Consider the following 18,425-nt stretch of genomic DNA (forward strand, 5'->3'; position numbering starts at 1 on the left):
GGGCGATCTGCTTTAAATGTATACTTATTCAAATGCGCTGCCCGCGCGTTTTCATAGCAATGCGATAGGCTACATCATGCTGAAAATCTGGGGTCGAATTAATTCCACCAATGTAAGAAAAGCGCTTTGGGCGGCTGAAGAGCTTGGCCTTGAATATGAACAGGTCAACATTGGCGGTCCATTTGGCGGCTTACAGGATGCCGGCTTTCTTGCGCTAAACCCCAACGGCCTCATTCCACTTCTACAGGATGGTGACACAACACTTTGGGAATCCAACGTCATTGTACGCTATCTTGCAGCTAGCCGCGCCAATGGCAGCTTATGGATCGAAAATCCAGCCAAGCGCGCCCAAGCTGAAAAGTGGATGGATTGGTCGTCGACTACCCTGTTTGGCGATTTCCGAGATGTGATGATGCATCTGATCCGTTTACCTGAAGACAAGCGCGATCCAGCGATTTTGCAGCGCGGCATTGAAGGCATGGCTCGATCGCTCCAAATTGCGGAAGAAGCACTTGCCGTACAACCGTGGTTTTCCGGCGATAATTTCGGCATAGGTGATATTCCACTTGGTTGCTATGCCTATGCTTGGTTCGAATTACCCATCACACGCCCCTCAATGCCGCGCCTTGAAGGCTGGTATCAGCGTCTTACGCAGCGTGCAGCCTATCGCAAGGCAGTGATGACACCCCTCACCTAATCGATGTTTCTACGCATTCCCTCCGGAGGTATCTGACAATGACAGCAATTAAAGTGGCCTTCCTCGGCCTCGGCGTGATGGGCTATCCAATGGCTGGTCACCTGAAAACCAAGGGCGGCTACGACGTTACCGTTTATAATCGAACAAGTGCAAAAGCTTCCAAGTGGGCAGAACAGTTTGGTGGAAATCATGTGGCCACCCCGGCGGAAGCAGCTCGTGATGCAGATTTTGTTTTCAGCTGCGTGGGCAACGACGACGATCTGCGTGAAGTGACAACCGGGTCGAACGGCGCCTTTGCAACAATGAAAAAGAATGCCGTGTTCATCGATAACACGACAGCATCAGCCGAAGTTGCACGCGAGCTTGACGCGGAAGCGCAAAAGCGCGGTTTTCACTTCATAGATGCGCCAGTTTCCGGCGGTCAAGCTGGAGCTGAAAATGGCGTCCTTACGGTTATGGTCGGCGCATCAGAGGCGGTCTTTGAAAAAGCAAAGCCGATCATTGAATCCTATGCGCGTTCGGTCGGGCTTATGGGGCCTGTTGGCTCTGGACAACTTGCCAAGATGGTCAATCAGATTTGCATCGCAGGTCTGGTGCAAGGACTGGCGGAAGGTATTCACTTTGGTAAAAAAGCTGGTCTCGATATCGAGAAACTGGTGGCCGTTATTTCCAAAGGAGCTGCAGGCTCCTGGCAGATGGAAAATCGCCATAACACAATGAACCAAGGCAAATATGAGTTTGGATTCGCCGTTGACTGGATGCGCAAGGATCTTGGGATTTGCCTTGAGGAAGCCAACCGCAACGGCGCGCTTCTTCCGGTAACAGCCCTTGTTGATCAGTTCTATAAGGAAGTGCAGAAGATCGGCGGCGGTCGCTGGGATACCTCCTCTCTGCTCGCTCGACTTGAGCAATAAGATACTAAGCTTGAAACAAAAAAGCCCGGCTCGAAGCCGGGCTTTTCATTGTGGTGTTCAGACGATCAGAACTTAACTTTGGCCGTCAGCGACAGACCGCCGACGAAATCATTACCAAACTCACCCTTCGAGCCGGTAGCGTTTGGCTTACCGTTCACGATGGTATCGTCCATTTCGCCCGACGTGAGCCAGCCAGCAGCACCAGCGAGACGGATTTCAAAGTTTTCCGTTGCCTTGTAGTTTGTGCCCAGACCAAAGAGCCAGAGGTCGGTCTGCGATGTCAAACCGGTTGTCGTTCCGCGATCCCAGGTAACGGTTGCAGCAGCAGACCACTGTTCGTTGAACTTGTGACCAACACCGCCACTGACAGTCCAGCCATCCTGATAGTAGAGGTTCAGGTTTGTGATATTCGTTCCCTTAGGAACAATTACACCAGGCGCCAGCTGAAGATTGGCAGAAGAGTCGAACGCAACAGTTTCAACACTCGACCAATCGGTCCACTTGACCGAACCGAATGCGAGCCAGTCAGGAGCAATACCCGTCTGGAACTTGAACTCTACAGACTGCGGCGTAGCAACATCACCTGCGACAGCGATTGGCAGCGAGCGCCCAGTGAGCGGGCTCAGAGCCAGGTTATCAATAGTGCCTTCCAGATTGTACTTGATTTCAGACTGATACACGACGCTTGCGCGAATTGCGTATTCAGGAAGTTCGTAGGCAGCACCGATACGCCAGCCAAAAGCTTTGTCTTCAACATCAAGAGAAGCGACACGGAACGTGCCACCGAAAGCTGAACCCGGAGGGATCATACGGGTCTGCTCACCCTTCAGCTCCTGATAGCTAACGCCACCGAGAAGACGGAAGTACCCCTTTTCCCCCGCATTGAACCGATATGAACAGTTCAGGCCGTAATCGTTGGAGGAAATCTTCTGCTCGATAGCCGTAAACATACGAAGATTGTCTGTACCAACATCCGTGTGAATACCCCAAGGCTGACGGTACTGGGCCGCACAAGCGAGATCGTCAGTAAGATCAACCTTTGCCGAAAACTTCGGAACCCAATAGCTCTTGGCCTCATCGACGTCAGAGGAATAAGGACGACCGCTCAACGGGTTGATGTTACCGGTTCTGTCGCCAATTGGACCACGAATGTTCTTCAGCTTACGCTGTGGCGAAACGAAAGTCCCCGTCGTGTCGATCACGGTTCCCTGCTCAAACAGGATATCAAAATCCTGCGAGCTACGCTCCAAACCGCCTGCATGTGCACTTACGGCACTCCCCAACAGACCGGCTGCGATTCCGACAGCTTTCATGCGCTGCAGTTTCATAAAGTGTCCTCCCAAACAGAATGCAATGAACTTCAGCAGTTTACTTTGACGCAAACGTAAATCAGGAAGGATTCAGCCCGCAAGATAGATAAATTGGGAGAACAGCGAGTAGCGAAGATGTGTTTTGGCGAAAAGCACAAAATTAGCATGCTAATTGCGAATTCTTCTAAATTTCTTGGTTCTAACCTTCTTTAAAACGCCAATTTTAGCCACTTTTCGGCCCAAATCACGCCTTGTTGCTAAAGCGCAACAGCGCGGAAAAACAATCGAAACGGCGGTTCGATGAACTTTAGAGCGCCTTGAAACAAGCTAATTGTGACCCACCGACACAGAAAAGCCCGGCAATGTGAAATTGCCGGGCTTGTGATTCGAGGTAAAGCTGTTGCTAACTGCCGAAATCAGCCTGCTTCACGGATACGTGCTTCGGCGGTTGCAACGCGTGCAGCCGCATCTTTGAGTTCAGCGAGCCGCTCGCGTTCTGCCTGAACAACTTCTTCCTTGGCGTTCTCCACGAACTTTTCGTTTGAGAGCTTCTTCTCGATTTTTTCCATTTCGGCCGCGATCTTACCTGCTTCCTTCGCCATGCGAGCGGCTTCAGCTTTCAGATCAATCAGACTGCCCAAAGGAAGGCAAATCGTGGCTTCGCCATGCACCAGCTGAGCAGAGCCTTTTGGTGCTTCATTAGCAAAGGAAACCGATTCCACACGCGCAAGACGCTTGATAGCAGCATCATGACGCGCGAAACGATCAATGGTTGTTTCATTCGCTTCGAGAACAACAATCGGTGCAACAGCACCTGCCGGAACATTCATCTCCGCACGAACAGAACGAATGCCCATGACAAGATCAACCAGCCAGTTGATATCTGCGGCGGACTCTTCATCCTCAAACGACAGTTCTGGCCATTCTGCCAAAGCAAGAACTGTATCGCGCTTTGCATCTTCGCCTGCGGTCAATGTCCAAAGTTCTTCGGTCATGAACGGCATGAACGGATGCAGGATTTTATAGATCTCATCCAGGCAGTAAGCAGCCGTTGCTTGTGCTTCAGCCTTGGCAGCCTCATCATCGCCCATAAAGATCGGCTTGAGCAGTTCCAGATACCAATCGCAGAACTGGTTCCAGACAAAACGATAGGCAGCGCTTGCTGCTTCGTTGAAACGATAGTTCGCAATGCCTTCAGTAACTGCACTTGTTGCTTTCGTAAGCTCAGTCAGAATCCAGCGATTAACAGCGAGTTTCGCATCATCAGGCTTGAAGTTCGGGTCGAGCTTAACACCATTCATCTGCGCGAAACGTGTTGCATTCCAGAGCTTGGTGCCGAAGTTACGATAGCCAGCAATACGCGCTGGATCGAGCTTCACGTCGCGTCCCTGAGCCGCCATGATCGCAAGTGTGAAGCGCAGAGCATCTGCGCCATACTCATCCATCAGCTCAAGCGGATCGATAACATTGCCCTTGGACTTCGACATCTTTGCGCCGTGCTTATCGCGCACGAGTGCGTGGAGATAAACCGTGTGGAACGGAATCTCCTCCATGAAGTGCATGCCCATCATCATCATGCGGGCAACCCAGAAGAACAGAATATCGAAACCAGTTACCAGAACGCTGGTTGGATAATAGGCCGCGAGTTCAGGTGTCTTGTCAGGCCAGCCGAGTGTGGAGAACGGCCAGAGACCTGATGAGAACCAGGTATCCAGAACGTCCGTATCGCGTTCCAGAGCAACGTTTTCGCCGTAATGTGCGAGAGCCGCAGCTTTGGCTTCCTCTTCACTCTTCTCGACGAACCACTTTCCATCTGGTCCATACCATGCCGGGATCTGATGGCCCCACCAGAGCTGACGCGAAACACACCATGGCTGAATGTTTTCCATCCAGTCAAAGTAGGTCTTTTCCCAGTTCTTCGGCACAATCTGCGTGCGCCCATCACGAACCGCAGCCATAGCTGGCTTTGCAAGTTCAGCCGCATTCACATACCACTGGTCGGTCAGGTAAGGCTCAATCGGTACGCCACCGCGATCACCATGCGGAACCGCATGCGTGTGATCCTCGATCTTTTCGAGATAACCCCGCTCTTCAAGCGTTTCGACAAGACGTTTGCGCGCAGCAAAACGGTCTAGTCCTTCAAACTCGTTGATAAGCGCATTGAGCTCAGGCGTTACTTCCAGACCTTCAAGGAAATCAACGTTGCCCTTGAGAGTGATCGCAGCAGAAGGCGTGAGAATATTGATGACGCGCAGGTCATTACGCTTGCCAACTTCAAAGTCGTTGAAGTCATGAGCAGGCGTAATTTTAACCGCACCGGAACCTGCTTCCGGGTCAGCATAATCATCCGCAACAATCGGAATACGGCGGCCAACGAGTGGCAGTACGATATTGTTGCCAATTGAAGCGTGATAACGCTCATCCTTCGGATTAACAGCAACACCCGTATCACCAAGCATTGTTTCAGGCCGCGTGGTGGCGACAACAATGAATGTATGTGGGTTTTCTGGATCGAAAGGAATGTTTTCCAGCGGATAACGCAAATGCCACAGATGGCCTTTGATATCGCGGGATTCGACTTCAATATCGGAAATTGCGGTAAGCAACTTCGGATCCCAGTTGACCAAGCGCTTGTCGCGATAAATCAGTCCCTGCTTGTAAAGAGAGACAAACACTTCAAGAACAGCGCGTGACAGCCCCTCGTCCATCGTAAAACGTTCACGCGACCAATCGCATGATGCGCCGAGGCGACGAAGCTGATTGGAAATCAAGCCTCCGGATTCCGACTTCCACTGCCAGATGCGTTCAATGAATTTTTCGCGGCCCATGGCATGGCGATTTGGTTCCTGACGCTCAGCGAGCTGGCGCTCAACAACCATCTGCGTGGCAATACCCGCATGATCCATGCCTGGCTGCCAAAGAACGTTCTTGCCGCGCATACGTTCAAAGCGGACCATAATGTCCTGAATCGTATTGTTGAGCGCGTGGCCCATGTGAAGCGACCCCGTCACATTCGGCGGAGGAATAACCACAGCAAATGGATCGGCGCCAGGCTTTGAACCTGCACCCGCCTTGAATGCGCCAGCTTCTTCCCAGCGTTCAGCGATTTTCGGCTCTACGGCCGCGGCGTCATAAGTCTTCTCAAGCATGGAAACGTCCGGTCTTTATGCGGAATGAATTGATTGACGGGTGAATAGCAACTAACAGCCGACAAATCACCCTAAAAGTGAAAACCCGCCTGCATGACAGACGGGTTAAAGAGTCCAATCTGACGTGTGACGGTTAGCGTTCGCCTCTCACCACACGTTCGATTTCTTCGCGAACAAGTCGCTCGACAAGCGGAGGCAGATTGGTATCGAGCCAATTCTGTAGCATTGGACGCAAAAGATCTGATGCGATTTCATCAAAGGAACGGCGCGGTTCGGAATGAACAGCGTGGTTCAAATCCTGAAAAGCTGCAGCCACTTTACGTCCTGTACCTTCCGACAAAATATGTGCTGCGCCCTGCGCTTTCAAGTCAGCAAGCTGCGCCTCAGCAACTGGAGCCACTTCAGCCTCTGGTTCTGACACGTCTTCGGTCCATGACGCACTGATCTTATCGTCAACTTGAGCTTCAGCCGACACGGTATTGTCTATCTCGCCAGTAGTTTCGACGATTCCGCTACGATTGTCATCGTTTTGCGCGTCAGGAATGAAGTCAGCATCTTCTTCGTCGGCATCGATAGTTTCGTCAGCAACAGCAACCTCTTTTGCAGGTTCGACAATCGGGCCGCGCAGGATTGGTTCCTCAGAGAAAATCGGGGCTTTTGCCACCGGCTTCTCCACTGCTTCAGGCTGTTGCTCTTCTATCGTTGCAGGTCGGCGGAATTTGGCGACCTCACCACGAGAAGGAAATGCGGATGCGGCAGGCGCCGGATGACGCGTAACATCGCTATCTTCGATAATCCGGCGAATGGAAGCCAAGATTTCTTCCATCGACGGTTCGCGTGCTGCGCTGGATGTTTGTGCCATAGCTGTCCGTCTTTCCCTTTTTGCCAATTACTCACACAGGCAGAGAATCAATGGATTAAGGGTATCGGACATGCAGCGATTTGAGAATCCCTGCACAGGTATGTGTGATCCGAACCCACAGCTTTATCATTTTATTAAGATTTACGAACCGAAAGACGAATCATACAAAAACGGCGCCGATGAGGGCGCCGTTTTTATTAATGCTTATGATAGGGCTCAGCGACCATCTGGTGTACGCAAACCGAACCATTTGTCCTTGACTGCATTGTAATGTTCTTCAGGCTTGTACTGAGCGACCTGCAACTGCATGTCCTGTGCCGTCATACGTCCACTGGCATTCAGAAGCGCATAGCTTGCAACAATCGAGTCGTGTTCAGCCTGAACGAGTGCGATCTGTACGCTGACGAGATCATTCTGAGCATTCAATACGTCTAGCGTCGTGCGCTGGCCAACTTTACGTTCTTCAATCACACCATCAAGAGCAAGCTGAGCTGCAGCGATGCCATCGCGGTTCGCTTTCACGGATGCACGAGCTGCTTCAAGCTGCGACCAAGCAGAGCTGATTGCCTGACGAACTTTATCCTGAACGATATCGACTTCGATACGTGCCTGACCGAGCTGTTCCTTAGCCTGGCGGACCTGTGCAGAGGTGCGGCCACCGGTATAGATTGGAATGCTTACACCAACTCCAACCGAAGCAGAGTTACCGTCACCGACACTAGTACCGGCATAGGTGTCGAGATGGCTGGCACTTGCCGTCAGACCGACAGTCGGCAGCAAAGCGCCTTCCTTGGCCTTGACGTTAAAGCCCTGCGCGTTAACTGCATATTGAGTGGCAAGAATACCAGGATGCACGGTAACTGCATTCGCGTAGGCTTGGTCTGGTGAACGTGGCAGATTTTTTGCAGCTGGTGCCGTAGAAAGGCGATCTGGCTGTGAGCCGATAACCTGAACATAGGTCGCTTCGGCAGACTTAACGTCTGCACGAGCAGAGTTGAGTTGCGCGATTGCAGTAGAACGCTGCGATTCTGACTGAGCAACATCGGTACGAGTGCCTTCACCTACGTCAAGGCGAGCACGCGAGGCGCGTACCTGCTCATTCATAGCGGCCAGATTTTTCTCGCGCAAAGCCGCAATCTGGCGAAGCTGATACACGTTCATATAGGCCTGAACGGCCTCTAGGAGCGTGTTCTGTTCGTCATTTCGGAGATTCTCGCGCTGAGCAAAAACTGTGGTTTCTGCTGAAGCAACGTTGTTCTTGGTCTGAAAACCATCGAACAACATCTGGTTAAGCTCAATGCCGTAAGTGCCGGTCGTTCTATAATCAGAGGTAGGCGACTTGCCACGAGCTACGTTATAGCTACCGGTGATCTGTGGACGATAGCCGGATTTTGCAATCGCAACATTTTCGTCCTGAATACGCACACCTGCCCGCGATGAGTTCAGGGTAGCATTGTTCTTATACGCCTTCATGAGAGCGCCGTTCAGCGTCTCTGACAAAGCGGCCTGGCCCGATAAAACGGTGCCCGACAGGAGTATTGCCGCCGCCATAAGTCCTTTGCACGCTTTGAACACCGTATACCTCATATAAGAACAAACGAATCTATAATCGAACCGATCGGTTCGGGAAGACTTAATAACGTGTAAATTCCGCTATTTCCATCTTTCCCGCCAGTGCTTTCACAAACAATTTCCGCATCGTTGCAGAATTGCCCCATGCTCTGGATTAGAACTCGAACTGCTCAACACGCTCAAAACCTGGAAGCGGACGAACTGCAGTGTTGAAAACGCTACGACCAGAAGCCACGCCGTTTTCTTTCACGTAAATCCTTGCAACTCCGGCGTTTCCACGGCCTTCGACGGCGATCAAACGACCACCTTCCTTTAGCTGATTGAAAAGTACTTCCGGTACAAAATCAACTGCACCCTCGATGAAAATCACATCGTAAGGCGCTTCAGAAGGGTAGCCTGCTTTCAAATCGCCTGAAACGATCACAACATTGTCATGGCCCAATTCCTGCAAACGAGCCGCTGCAATAGCTGACAAAGAGGAATCACTTTCAAGACCAATAACCGAACCTGCCAGCTCAGAAAGGATGGCCGAAGAGTAACCAGTGCCACAGCCGATATCGAGAACGACGTCGTTCTTATTTACCTTTGCGAGCTGAATAAGCTTTGCAAAAGGTGACGGCTCCATCAGATAGCGTGGCGCAGTGCCCTCGCCTTCGAGAAGCTGGTCTTCGTCGATATAGGCAAGCACCTGACGGTTTGCCGGAACAAAAACTTCGCGCGGAACGGTCAGAAAAGCGTCGATGACCCGAAGGTCCGTTACATCCGTGGTACGGATCTGGTTATCGACCATCTTCGTGCGAAGATCCTGGAAATCGGCTGCCATAGCCATGCCCTACATCCTTCTATATCGCGATAACGCGATGATTATGCCTTCTGGCACCCTTTATGAACAGAGCCTGGATAACGCATCCAATGCTATCATCTCAGTTCGCTGTCGTTACGGGGCACCATAAACGAGATTTGCCGCTGATGTGGCAAAAATCGGCCTTCCAGTCAATCAAACACAAGTTTTGCAGGCCTAGCTGCAGCACTTGGTCGCCTCTCCGCACCGTATATCATTCTATCAAAACAAAAATGCCGGGCGCATCTGCGTCCGGCACTTAGGCTTTGGATAAGCGTCTTACAAGTCATGCATTATCAAAACGCTTGTGAGGTTGATCACATTATTGCGTGATCGTTGCTGGATAGCCCGCTGCAGCAAGTGCGTTGAGTGCATCGTCATTTGAAGCATTGCTTACGAATTTGACCTCTTTCTTATCGAGATCAATATCCACCGTGGATGCTCCATCGATCTTGTGCAGTGCATTTGTAACGCTCTCAGCACAACCGCCACATTTCATCTTGGGAATTGAAAACGTAACCATTCAAATCACTCCTTGCTTTCACTATACCCACAATGCAGCTTCCCATCGTGGTAAGGTCAAGCAACATCTTTCATTATGGCGCTTCGCAGCTTTCCGGAACGCTTTTCTCAATTTCAAGCGGCGACTTGGTGAGCGAACCAGTCATAATCTGCATGGGCTTATATGGTGGCTCTTCCTGCATACCGGGATTGGTAAGGCGAATTGTATAGCAGCCGGTATAAACTTCCTTCTTGCCATCATCGCTTTCGGATTCGATTGCAATCGGAAGACTCCAGTAAATCTGCCCTGCCCCCGGATCTGGATCAGTCTTACGAACTGCAACCTTCACGCTCTTAGTTTTCTCATAACCTTTAACGAAGACCTTAAAGTCCGGTTCACGTCCTTCTTCCGAGTAATAGCTATAAGCGCGAGCATATTCCTTGCGGTTGATCGCATTATAATAGGATTCCATTAACGCCTGCGGCGTGGACCTATCATCGCGATAATCAGGCACCGTAACGCCATCAGACGCGTCCTGCGTCTGCTCAGACGGTTTTGTCTCTTCGACCGGCTTGGTCTGTTCCTGCTCAGAAGCTGCTTTCTTAGGCGCTTCCTGCGCTTGCGTGCCAGAGACCAAAATCATCGTGCTGAAAACGCCAGCAATCCCGGCAAGCATCAAAGGCTTTATGCGTTCAATCAACATACGCGTCTCCTCTTCCAGCAATTCTTTGGTTGCAGCACACCAAGATGTGTTTGCCAGCCAGGACAACGACTGATTTGGTGTCTTGCAGTAATGATGTTACAACACTAACTATAGTAAAAACGTGGCAATCGCGCAGAAAAGCGCAACGTTGCGAACAGACTGGATGATTCTTCAGTCACAAACCAGCATAACACCGGAAGAGATGAACATGGGCCGTTTCTCAGTCTTGACGCTTACCGATGCAGCCGCAGCGCGCGTTAATGAAATCATGGCTTCCCGTGACGGTGCCCTCGGTATCCGCGTAGGCGTAAAAAAAGGCGGCTGCGCTGGAATGGAATATACGATTGATCTCGTCATTGAGCCAAAGGCCGGCGATGATTCCGTCGAAAAGAACGGAGCTAAGGTCTATATTGCTCCAGAAGCCGTGTTATTCCTGCTTGGCACTCAAATGGATTTCGAAGTGACCACGTTGCGCACTGGTTTTGTTTTCAATAATCCAAACCAGACATCGGCTTGCGGTTGCGGTGAGTCTGTCGAGCTCACAGCAGCGTCACCAGAAAGCCTTCGCCAGATGCAGGGCGCTGCTTAACCGTTCAGGATTACCCATTCCATGGATGATCAATCTCTACGAGACCTTTTTGAAGGCTTAGGGACGATTAGCATCCGCCGCATGTTTGGCGGCAAAGGTATCTACCATCAAGGTTTGATCGTAGCGCTTGTTGTTCAGGATGAGTTGCTTTTAAAGGCCGATCAGGAAAGCGCACCGGCTTTCATCGCGGCCGGATCGACACAGTGGACTTACGACGGCCGCAAGAACGGAAAAACCGTTGCAATGCCCTATTGGAGGGTACCCGACGAAGCTTATGATGATCCGGAAATGATGACCGAATGGGCGCGACTTGCATTTGCAGCCAGCCTCAGGTCAGAAGCCAAAAAATAAAAGCCGCTCACTGAATTGAGCGGCTTTTTGTTTCTTCTAAGCCTTACGCCAGTATCCCTGTCGGGATCAGCATGAATGCTGGAATGTCGTTACCGAAGCCAATTGGCACTGGACCATCATCATCATCGCGATCACGGCGACGCTTATGATTATCGTGCTGCGGCTTGCCGCGACGGTCGTCATTTGAATGACGGATTGCATCGCGGCGATCTTTTATTTCATTGATAACTGGTTGCGGTTCATCGGCCTGAACGATCACAGGTGCCTCGACCTTCTGTTTGTCTTTCGACTTACCCTTGGCATCTTTGCCTTTACCTCGGGCATTCTTGCCCTTGCGTGACGTATCTTCAGATTCGTCAGCCGCTGGCAATGTAGAAAGATCACCGTCCACCCATTCGATCTTTTCACCAATCATGGATTCGATTGCGGTCAGATACTTCGTGTCCGCAGTGGTTACCAGCGTAAATGCTTTGCCTGAACGACCGGCACGACCAGTACGACCAATACGATGGACATAGTCCTCCGAATGAATCGGAATATCGTAATTGAAGACGTGGCTCACATCAGGAATATCAAGGCCGCGTGCAGCAACATCAGAGGCAACCAGCAACTGCAACTTGCCTTCCTTGAAGTTTGCCAACATCGTCATGCGTGCGCGCTGATCCATATCACCATGCAAAGCGCCTGCATTGAACTCATGACGAACAAGCGAACGGAACAGCTCGGACACATCTTTCTTACGATTACAGAAGATGATCGCGTTCTTGAGCGAATCTTGTTCGCTGCGGATCAGATCACGCAGAGCTGCGCGCTTGTCCCAGTCCTTCTTACCCGACTTGACCAGACGCTGCGTCACAGTCTTTGCGGTTGAAGAAGCCTTGGCAACTTCGATACGCGTTGGCGAATGCAGGAACTGTTCGGTCAACTTGGTAATTTCCGGCGGCATGGTTGCCGAGAAAAACAGCGTCTGACGGGTAAACGGGATCAGCTTGCAGATACGCTCGATGTCGGGAATGAAACCCATGTCGAGCATACGGTCAGCTTCGTCGATGACGAGAATTTCAACACCAGTCAGGAGCAATTTGCCGCGCTCAAAATGGTCGAGAAGACGACCAGGCGTGGCGATCAGCACATCTGCGCCGCGTTCAAGCTTGCGTTCCTGCTCGTCAAAGGAAACACCGCCGATGAGCAGAGCAACATTCAAACGCTGATTAATGCCATATTTCACAAAGTTTTCTTCGACCTGCGCTGCAAGTTCGCGCGTTGGTTCGAGAATGAGTGTGCGAGGCATACGAGCGCGAGCACGGCCTTTTTCCAAAAGCGTGAGCATAGGCAGAACGAAAGATGCAGTCTTTCCGGTGCCCGTCTGTGCAATACCAAGCACATCCTTACGCTCAAGCGCTGGAGGAATTGCTCCCGCTTGGATAGGCGTAGGCGCGGTGTATCCCGCAGCTTCAACAGCAGCGAGCACTTTCGGGGAAAGACCGAGTTCGGCAAATGTTGTCAATGGAGGCGCAGCTCTCTGTTTGGAAGTGAGTTCCACCCATCCTGTCATTGCAGCCGCGTCATCCGGCGCAGGAACCAAGGCAGAAAAGGCATCTGCAACGCTATACGCGTTTTCTTGCAGCATCGCCTACGTCCAGAACGTGCAAAAGTCAACTAAAATACCCGGAGAGAATATAAAAATGCTTATTTATTTGTATTTTATTATGTTTCACCGAACACTAAAGCGTGAAACTACTAAATTCATAGCCAACTAATGTCTAAACTGTTCTGTCAGAATGCGCTCATCCCATGAATGATTTTGATCAAACAAGATAGCAACCCGACTATCCGGGTCTTCACGCACAGTAACTGCCTTCACGGATTTAACTTCGTTATTGTCAGCAACTGCATTCACTGGTCGCTTTTCAGTTTCAAGCAAGTCCATGCGCAGGGTTACATGCTTTGGCAAAAGTGCCCCACCCCATCGCCTTGGTCGAAAAGGGCTTACGGGTGTCAAAGCTAGAAGTGGCGCTTCCAGCGGAAGGATTGGCCCCTGCGCCGAAAGATTATAGGCGGTGGACCCTGCAGGCGTCGCGACCATCACACCGTCACAAACGAGCTCCTCCAGCCGAACCTTACCATCAATGGTGATCCGCACCTTGGCGGCCTGATAGGACTGCCTGAAAAGCGAAACCTCATTTATTGCCAAAGCCTTGAATGGCGGAGCAGATTCCGTTTCCGCAATCATTTCCAGAGGGCGAATTGTTTCTTTCTGCGCTGCATGAATGCGCGCAGGCAAATCTTCGACGCTGAACTCGTTCATCAGAAAGCCCACTGAACCACGGTTCATACCGTAAACGGGAATGCCGCTGTTCATGAAATCCCGCAAGGCCTGCAGCATTGTACCATCGCCACCCAGCGCGACAACTGTGTCGGCGTCTTCTGCAGCAACATGACCATAACGCTTCACCAGCTCTTTCTGAGCTGCGAGTGATTCTTCTGTCCCTGAAGAAACGAAGTGAAGCGCCAAGGATGTATCGTTCATTTTTATCCGTTCCAGCGAGCCAAAGCGTGCATTTTCCACAGACATGATGGCTATCATATGCAAAACCTGCTTACCATCACCCGCTGAATGTGAATTTTCGCTTTACACGGCTGAAAATTATGCTAATTCCACGCCTGTGCTGCCCTTATAGCTCAGTTGGTAGAGCACCTGATTTGTAATCAGGGGGTCGGGAGTTCGAGTCTCTCTGGGGGCACCACTAGCGCATTTATCAAGCGCTCGTTTTTTCCCTTACAAATTCAAATAGCTGCAAGAATAAGAGACTGCTTTCTCTTTCCTGCGGTTGCAACGTTTCTTTTTACAACTATTGCATTCATAACAAATACATATTAAGCTTGCATAATATCGCAAATAAACTTTTTTGGTTTAATATATCATGTGTCAACGGCGCATTTGTGTTTCCGTCGTAACTCGCAGCAGACCGAAAATGCTCTGCAACCTTTTTTCATCACTTGCTTCCATTCAGAAGCCTAACAACGTCAACGTTTCATTTCTCATTGTCGAGAATAACTCTTCACCGACGCTTGATGAGACCGTCGAAACGTTTCGCGCGCAAATGCCAGGCGATCATATCAATTATATCGTGGAAGGTGTTTTAGGCATTTCTTCGGCACGAAATCGAGCGTTGAATCACGCAATCGAACAGGGTTTTGACTTTCTAGTCTACGTTGATGACGATGAATTTGTTGAGCCGAACTGGCTTGCGACATTGCTCGCAGAACGAGATCGACTGGAGCTCGATATTATAGGCTCCCCGGTAAGACCAAAACCTTTTGATGAAAACCTGACAATTCTTCAAAAGCTTGTCTGGTCGGGTATTAAACGCAGTGGTTATAACGCTGAGAAAAGATGCCGCCGCAAATGTGCTGCAGGTCGCGGTGACTCCATCAAAGTTGCCACAGGCAGCTGGATGGGACGACTAGATTTCTTCCGCAACACCGGACTGCGTTTCGATTCCCATTTCGGGCTGACCGGGGGTGAAGACTGGAACCTCTGGGCGAAAGCAAAATCGCTTGGCGCAAGAACCGGCTGGGCTTGCGATGCGATCGTCTATGAAACAGTGCCGTCGTCTCGACTGACGCTGAGCTATCATTATCGTCGCAACCGTGATCACAACATCACAGAGTTCGGCGCTCGTTATCGCGAAAACCCGAACAAGACATTGAAAAAATTGCCAATCAAGATCGTAGGCCGTGCACTCAAATTTTTGGGTGCCGTACTGTCTATATCTTTCCGAGGCGGCCAAGGGCTCGTATCAGCGGCCACGGCGCTAGGCGGGCTAGTTGGCCTCATACAGGGAAGTATCGGAAAGAATTCCCTGCACTACGCGAACACGACAGGCTTCTGACCAAATAAAAAGCCCCGCATTTTGCGGGGCTTCTTAGTTCTTAGTACCAACCGACAGCGACCTGCGCTTCTTCCGACATGCGGTCAGCAGACCATGGCGGATCAAATGTCATGGTTACTTCGACCATCGAAACACCTTCAACTGCACCAACGGCATTCTCGACCCAGCCCGGCATTTCGCCAGCAACAGGGCAACCAGGGGCAGTCAGCGTCATTTCGATTTTGACCGTGCGATCATCTTCGATGTCGATCTTGTAGATCAGACCGAGCTCGTAAATATCCGCTGGTATTTCAGGATCATAAACCGTCTTCAGCGCACTGATGATATCATCCGTCAGCCGAAGCAGCTCTTCCTGCGGAATAGCAGAGGCAGAGAAAACAGACTTTCCATCTGCCGGTGCGCTTGCATCATCCGTCTTGGTTTCAGTCTGTTCCTGAACTTTTTGTTCGATCTCGGTCATCCGAAAAACTTCCTTGCCTTTTCCAAGGCTTCTGCCAGCGCGTCCACTTCAGCACGGGTGTTATACATCCCAAAAGATGCACGGCATGTAGAGGTGACACCAAAGCGTTTCAAGAGCGGTTGTGCGCAATGCGTGCCAGCACGCACGGCAACCCCTGCCCGGTCAATGACCATTGATACGTCATGCGCGTGAATACCATCAAGCGCAAACGAGATGATCGCCCCCTTGTCCGGAGCATTGCCGTAAATGCGCAAGCTGTTGATCTTGCCCAGTTGTTCATGCGCATAAATACGCAAGTCTTCTTCGTGGGCTGCGATCGCATGACGACCGATTTTTTCCATATATTCAAGCGCAGCGCCAAGGCCAATCGCTTGAACGATTGGCGGTGTGCCAGCTTCAAAGCGATGTGGCGGATGATTGTAAGTGACGTTTTCTTCCGTCACTTCCTCGATCATTTCGCCACCACCCTGAAACGGGCGCATCTTTTCGAGCATTTCAGCGCGACCATAAAGAACGCCAATACCTGACGGGCCATAGACTTTATGGCCGGTAAAGACATACCAGTCACAGCCGAGATCCTGCACGTCGACCGGCAAGTGGACAGCGCCCTGGCTACCATCGACCAGCACGGGAATGCCGCGCGCATGAGCAAGTTCAACGATCTTCTTGATCGGAGTGACTGTGCCAAGCGCGTTGGACATGTGGGTGATTGCAACAAGCTTCGTACGCTCGGTCAGACGCTTTTCGAATTCCTCAATATGGAACACGCCTTCGTCATCGACCGGTGTAAACACAAGCTTTGCGCCCTGCCGCTCACGGATGAAGTGCCATGGAACGATATTGGAGTGATGTTCCATAATCGACAGAAGGATTTCATCGCCCTCGCCGATGTCGGGCATACCGTAACCGTAAGCGACCGTATTGATCGCTTCAGTCGCATTCTTGGTGAAGACGATTTCGTCTACAGAACCGGCATTCAGAAAGCGACGAACCGTTTCGCGCGACTTTTCGTAAGCATCGGTTGCAGCATTGGAAAGAAAATGCAGGCCGCGATGCACATTGGCATATTCATTCGCATAAGCATGCGTAACAGTGTCGATGACGCTTTGCGGCTTTTGCGCAGATGCGCCATTATCGAGATAAACGAGCGGCTTGCCATGAACCTGTCGTGACAGGATGGGGAAGTCTCTGCGGATCGCTTCGACATCGTAAGCCGCAACAATTGGATTCTTCTGATCCATGATCGCTCCTTCTACCATTCAGGCAGAAAAGGCGGAGCAATTATTACTCCGCCTTATTTACTCAAGCGTGGGCTGCAAGCCAGTTCGAGAGCACTTCTTCCAGTGCTTCAACGAGAGCTTCGTTTTCCAGCTCTTCAATAATCTCGGCGATGAAAGCCTTGATCAGCAGGCCGCGGGCTTCGTTTTCAGGAACGCCGCGTGCCATCAAATAGAAGAGATAGTCTTTCGACAGCTCAGTAACCGTTGCACCGTGGCCGCAAGCCACGTCATCCGCAAAGATTTCCAGCTCCGGCTTTGCATCAAACTCGCCATCATCAGACAGCAGCAGCGTGTTGCAGGCCATGCGGGCGTCGGTCTTCTGGGCGATCTGTGCGACACGGATCATGCCCTGGAACACGCCACGCGCGCGATCTTTGACCACGTTGCGGATGATCTGGGTCGAACGTGTATTTTCGACCAGATGCGCCACCGTCATGGTGATGTCGGTGTGGGAATCGTCAGACAGAAGATTGAGTCCGCGAAGTTCAAAGTCTGAATCTTCACCTGCAACAGTCAGATGCACTTCCTGACGAACCAGCTTGCCACCAGCATTGACGATGTAAAGCGTAAGCTTCGATCCTGCGCCAATCGTTGCGTTAAACTGGGCAAGCTGCGTTGCCTGACCAAAATCACGCAGAATAACCCAGATGACATCGGCGCCATCGCCAACGCTCACATGGCTTACGGAGGTCGAGAAAGCATCGCCTTCACCGCCCGACTGACGCTCAATGATCGTTGCCTTGACGTTTGAACCGATTTCAACTGGGAAGCGCGTGTGACCCTGCCCGGTCTTCTGGATGTTCTGCAGCTCAAGCGGTGCTTCAAGCTCAACGTCATCGGCAATCGACAACGCCCAGCCATCGCTTACATAAGCAGCGTTGATCTGGCCGATCGTGTCATCGGTTCCCCGAACGGTAAGCTGCGGAACGAGCGAGCCATTAGCAAGCGCGTCGCGCACAGCAGTCAAGGTCACACCTTCCGGAGCCTTTGCGTCAAGTGCTGCACCATTGCTTGCAGCAATGATGGACGAGCCTGCGAGCAGTGCAGGAAGCGCATTGGTTCCAGCAGTCGGATTGAAGTCAGCAACGCCTTTAAGCAGCGTACGGAAATCCGTGTAGTGCCAGCTTTCAATGCGGCGTGACGGAAGACCATGCACTTTCAGCGATTCCAGGGCGTTGTCGCGTGCAACGACGACATCGCCATTGCCCGGCAGTTCGCCCATACGAGTGGCGAAGCTGTCAATCAGTGCGCTTTCAGCTGGTGTCCTTGGTTTAGAGGTCTGGATGTTCATAATCCGCT

General features: G+C 51.3%; 17 protein-coding genes and 1 tRNA gene. 6 read left to right on the plus strand and 12 right to left on the minus strand.

Going from position 1 to position 18,425, the window contains the following annotated elements; translation table 11 throughout:
• The first annotated feature begins 76 nt into the window (after positions 1-76).
• On the plus strand, positions 77-697 hold the full coding sequence (locus QSJ70_RS09725) for a glutathione S-transferase family protein (protein ID WP_112805157.1): 621 nt from the start codon (positions 77-79) through the stop codon (positions 695-697).
• Positions 698-735: 38 nt separating this feature from the next.
• Positions 736-1,611 (plus strand): NAD(P)-dependent oxidoreductase, encoded by an 876-nt coding sequence (locus QSJ70_RS09730; RefSeq protein WP_285536042.1) that lies wholly within the window; start codon positions 736-738, stop codon positions 1,609-1,611.
• Between the two features lie 65 nt (positions 1,612-1,676).
• Here the strand turns inward: QSJ70_RS09730 and QSJ70_RS09735 are convergent, their stop codons facing one another.
• The 7 genes from QSJ70_RS09735 to QSJ70_RS09765 form a co-directional block, all read right to left on the minus strand.
• Positions 1,677-2,939 (minus strand): OmpP1/FadL family transporter, encoded by a 1,263-nt coding sequence (locus tag QSJ70_RS09735; RefSeq protein WP_352230998.1) that lies wholly within the window; start codon positions 2,937-2,939, stop codon positions 1,677-1,679.
• Between the two features lie 398 nt (positions 2,940-3,337).
• Positions 3,338-6,070: a valine--tRNA ligase gene (locus tag QSJ70_RS09740; protein WP_285536044.1), complete on the minus strand. Its 2,733-nt coding sequence runs from the start codon at positions 6,068-6,070 to the stop codon at positions 3,338-3,340.
• Positions 6,071-6,203: 133 nt separating this feature from the next.
• Positions 6,204-6,932 carry a PopZ family protein gene (locus tag QSJ70_RS09745; protein ID WP_285536046.1) on the minus strand — a complete coding sequence of 243 codons (729 nt, stop codon included), beginning with the start codon at positions 6,930-6,932 and terminating at the stop codon, positions 6,204-6,206.
• A gap of 216 nt (positions 6,933-7,148) precedes the next feature.
• On the minus strand, positions 7,149-8,519 hold the full coding sequence (locus tag QSJ70_RS09750; protein ID WP_079211819.1) for a TolC family outer membrane protein: 1,371 nt from the start codon (positions 8,517-8,519) through the stop codon (positions 7,149-7,151).
• Between the two features lie 139 nt (positions 8,520-8,658).
• Positions 8,659-9,327: a protein-L-isoaspartate O-methyltransferase family protein gene (locus QSJ70_RS09755; protein WP_064322403.1), complete on the minus strand. Its 669-nt coding sequence runs from the start codon at positions 9,325-9,327 to the stop codon at positions 8,659-8,661.
• A gap of 340 nt (positions 9,328-9,667) precedes the next feature.
• Complete coding sequence (locus QSJ70_RS09760; protein WP_064320538.1) at positions 9,668-9,868, minus strand: heavy-metal-associated domain-containing protein; 201 nt, start codon at positions 9,866-9,868, stop codon at positions 9,668-9,670.
• 73 nt (positions 9,869-9,941) lie between these two features.
• The gene (locus QSJ70_RS09765; protein WP_113158542.1) at positions 9,942-10,550 is read right to left on the minus strand and encodes a Cif family virulence factor; all 609 of its coding nucleotides are present in this window, start codon (positions 10,548-10,550) and stop codon (positions 9,942-9,944) included.
• 208 nt (positions 10,551-10,758) lie between these two features.
• On the opposite strand from QSJ70_RS09765, the gene sufA reads away from it, so the two are divergent.
• Together sufA and QSJ70_RS09775 are read left to right on the plus strand one after the other, a co-directional pair.
• The gene (gene sufA, locus QSJ70_RS09770; RefSeq protein WP_285536052.1) at positions 10,759-11,139 is read left to right on the plus strand and encodes a Fe-S cluster assembly scaffold SufA; all 381 of its coding nucleotides are present in this window, start codon (positions 10,759-10,761) and stop codon (positions 11,137-11,139) included.
• 21 nt (positions 11,140-11,160) lie between these two features.
• The gene (locus QSJ70_RS09775; protein WP_105518442.1) at positions 11,161-11,490 is read left to right on the plus strand and encodes a TfoX/Sxy family protein; all 330 of its coding nucleotides are present in this window, start codon (positions 11,161-11,163) and stop codon (positions 11,488-11,490) included.
• 43 nt (positions 11,491-11,533) lie between these two features.
• On the opposite strand, the gene QSJ70_RS09780 is transcribed toward QSJ70_RS09775, so the two are convergent.
• Together QSJ70_RS09780 and QSJ70_RS09785 are read right to left on the minus strand one after the other, a co-directional pair.
• Positions 11,534-12,997: a DEAD/DEAH box helicase gene (locus tag QSJ70_RS09780; protein ID WP_007874799.1), complete on the minus strand. Its 1,464-nt coding sequence runs from the start codon at positions 12,995-12,997 to the stop codon at positions 11,534-11,536.
• Positions 12,998-13,246: 249 nt separating this feature from the next.
• Positions 13,247-14,020: an NAD kinase gene (locus tag QSJ70_RS09785; RefSeq protein WP_007874798.1), complete on the minus strand. Its 774-nt coding sequence runs from the start codon at positions 14,018-14,020 to the stop codon at positions 13,247-13,249.
• A 141-nt stretch (positions 14,021-14,161) separates the two neighbouring features.
• Here QSJ70_RS09785 and QSJ70_RS09790 point away from each other — a divergent pair.
• Positions 14,162-14,237, plus strand: a tRNA-Thr gene (locus QSJ70_RS09790).
• A 177-nt stretch (positions 14,238-14,414) separates the two neighbouring features.
• Entirely contained in the window at positions 14,415-15,386 is a 972-nt protein-coding gene (locus QSJ70_RS09795) for a glycosyltransferase family 2 protein (protein WP_285536055.1), read from the plus strand.
• Between the two features lie 40 nt (positions 15,387-15,426).
• Here QSJ70_RS09795 and QSJ70_RS09800 read toward each other — a convergent pair whose 3' ends face one another.
• From QSJ70_RS09800 to sufD, 3 genes are all read right to left on the minus strand, one after another.
• The gene (locus QSJ70_RS09800) at positions 15,427-15,846 is read right to left on the minus strand and encodes an SUF system Fe-S cluster assembly protein (protein WP_285536056.1); all 420 of its coding nucleotides are present in this window, start codon (positions 15,844-15,846) and stop codon (positions 15,427-15,429) included.
• On the minus strand, positions 15,843-17,087 hold the full coding sequence (locus QSJ70_RS09805) for a cysteine desulfurase (RefSeq protein ID WP_285536057.1): 1,245 nt from the start codon (positions 17,085-17,087) through the stop codon (positions 15,843-15,845). The genes QSJ70_RS09800 and QSJ70_RS09805 overlap by 4 nt, the downstream gene beginning before the upstream one ends.
• Positions 17,088-17,148: 61 nt before the next feature.
• Positions 17,149-18,417 (minus strand): Fe-S cluster assembly protein SufD, encoded by a 1,269-nt coding sequence (sufD, locus tag QSJ70_RS09810; protein WP_285536058.1) that lies wholly within the window; start codon positions 18,415-18,417, stop codon positions 17,149-17,151.
• Between the last annotated feature and the right edge of the window lie 8 nt (positions 18,418-18,425).

The organism is Brucella sp. NBRC 12950, from assembly GCF_030268145.1.
In the GTDB taxonomy this organism is placed as follows: Bacteria; Pseudomonadota; Alphaproteobacteria; order Rhizobiales; family Rhizobiaceae; genus Brucella.

Coding starts and splice junctions, on each gene's coding strand:
- QSJ70_RS09725 (WP_112805157.1), top strand. CDS start 77: ATGCTGAAAATCTGGGGTCGAATTAATTCCACCAATGTAAGAAAAGCG.
- QSJ70_RS09730 (WP_285536042.1), top strand. CDS start 736: ATGACAGCAATTAAAGTGGCCTTCCTCGGCCTCGGCGTGATGGGCTAT.
- QSJ70_RS09735 (WP_352230998.1), bottom strand. CDS start 2,939: ATGAAACTGCAGCGCATGAAAGCTGTCGGAATCGCAGCCGGTCTGTTG.
- QSJ70_RS09740 (WP_285536044.1), bottom strand. CDS start 6,070: ATGCTTGAGAAGACTTATGACGCCGCGGCCGTAGAGCCGAAAATCGCT.
- QSJ70_RS09745 (WP_285536046.1), bottom strand. CDS start 6,932: ATGGCACAAACATCCAGCGCAGCACGCGAACCGTCGATGGAAGAAATC.
- QSJ70_RS09750 (WP_079211819.1), bottom strand. CDS start 8,519: ATGAGGTATACGGTGTTCAAAGCGTGCAAAGGACTTATGGCGGCGGCA.
- QSJ70_RS09755 (WP_064322403.1), bottom strand. CDS start 9,327: ATGGCAGCCGATTTCCAGGATCTTCGCACGAAGATGGTCGATAACCAG.
- QSJ70_RS09760 (WP_064320538.1), bottom strand. CDS start 9,868: ATGGTTACGTTTTCAATTCCCAAGATGAAATGTGGCGGTTGTGCTGAG.
- QSJ70_RS09765 (WP_113158542.1), bottom strand. CDS start 10,550: ATGTTGATTGAACGCATAAAGCCTTTGATGCTTGCCGGGATTGCTGGC.
- sufA (WP_285536052.1), top strand. CDS start 10,759: ATGGGCCGTTTCTCAGTCTTGACGCTTACCGATGCAGCCGCAGCGCGC.
- QSJ70_RS09775 (WP_105518442.1), top strand. CDS start 11,161: ATGGATGATCAATCTCTACGAGACCTTTTTGAAGGCTTAGGGACGATT.
- QSJ70_RS09785 (WP_007874798.1), bottom strand. CDS start 14,020: ATGAACGATACATCCTTGGCGCTTCACTTCGTTTCTTCAGGGACAGAA.
- QSJ70_RS09795 (WP_285536055.1), top strand. CDS start 14,415: ATGTGTCAACGGCGCATTTGTGTTTCCGTCGTAACTCGCAGCAGACCG.
- QSJ70_RS09800 (WP_285536056.1), bottom strand. CDS start 15,846: ATGACCGAGATCGAACAAAAAGTTCAGGAACAGACTGAAACCAAGACG.
- QSJ70_RS09805 (WP_285536057.1), bottom strand. CDS start 17,087: ATGGATCAGAAGAATCCAATTGTTGCGGCTTACGATGTCGAAGCGATC.
- sufD (WP_285536058.1), bottom strand. CDS start 18,417: ATGAACATCCAGACCTCTAAACCAAGGACACCAGCTGAAAGCGCACTG.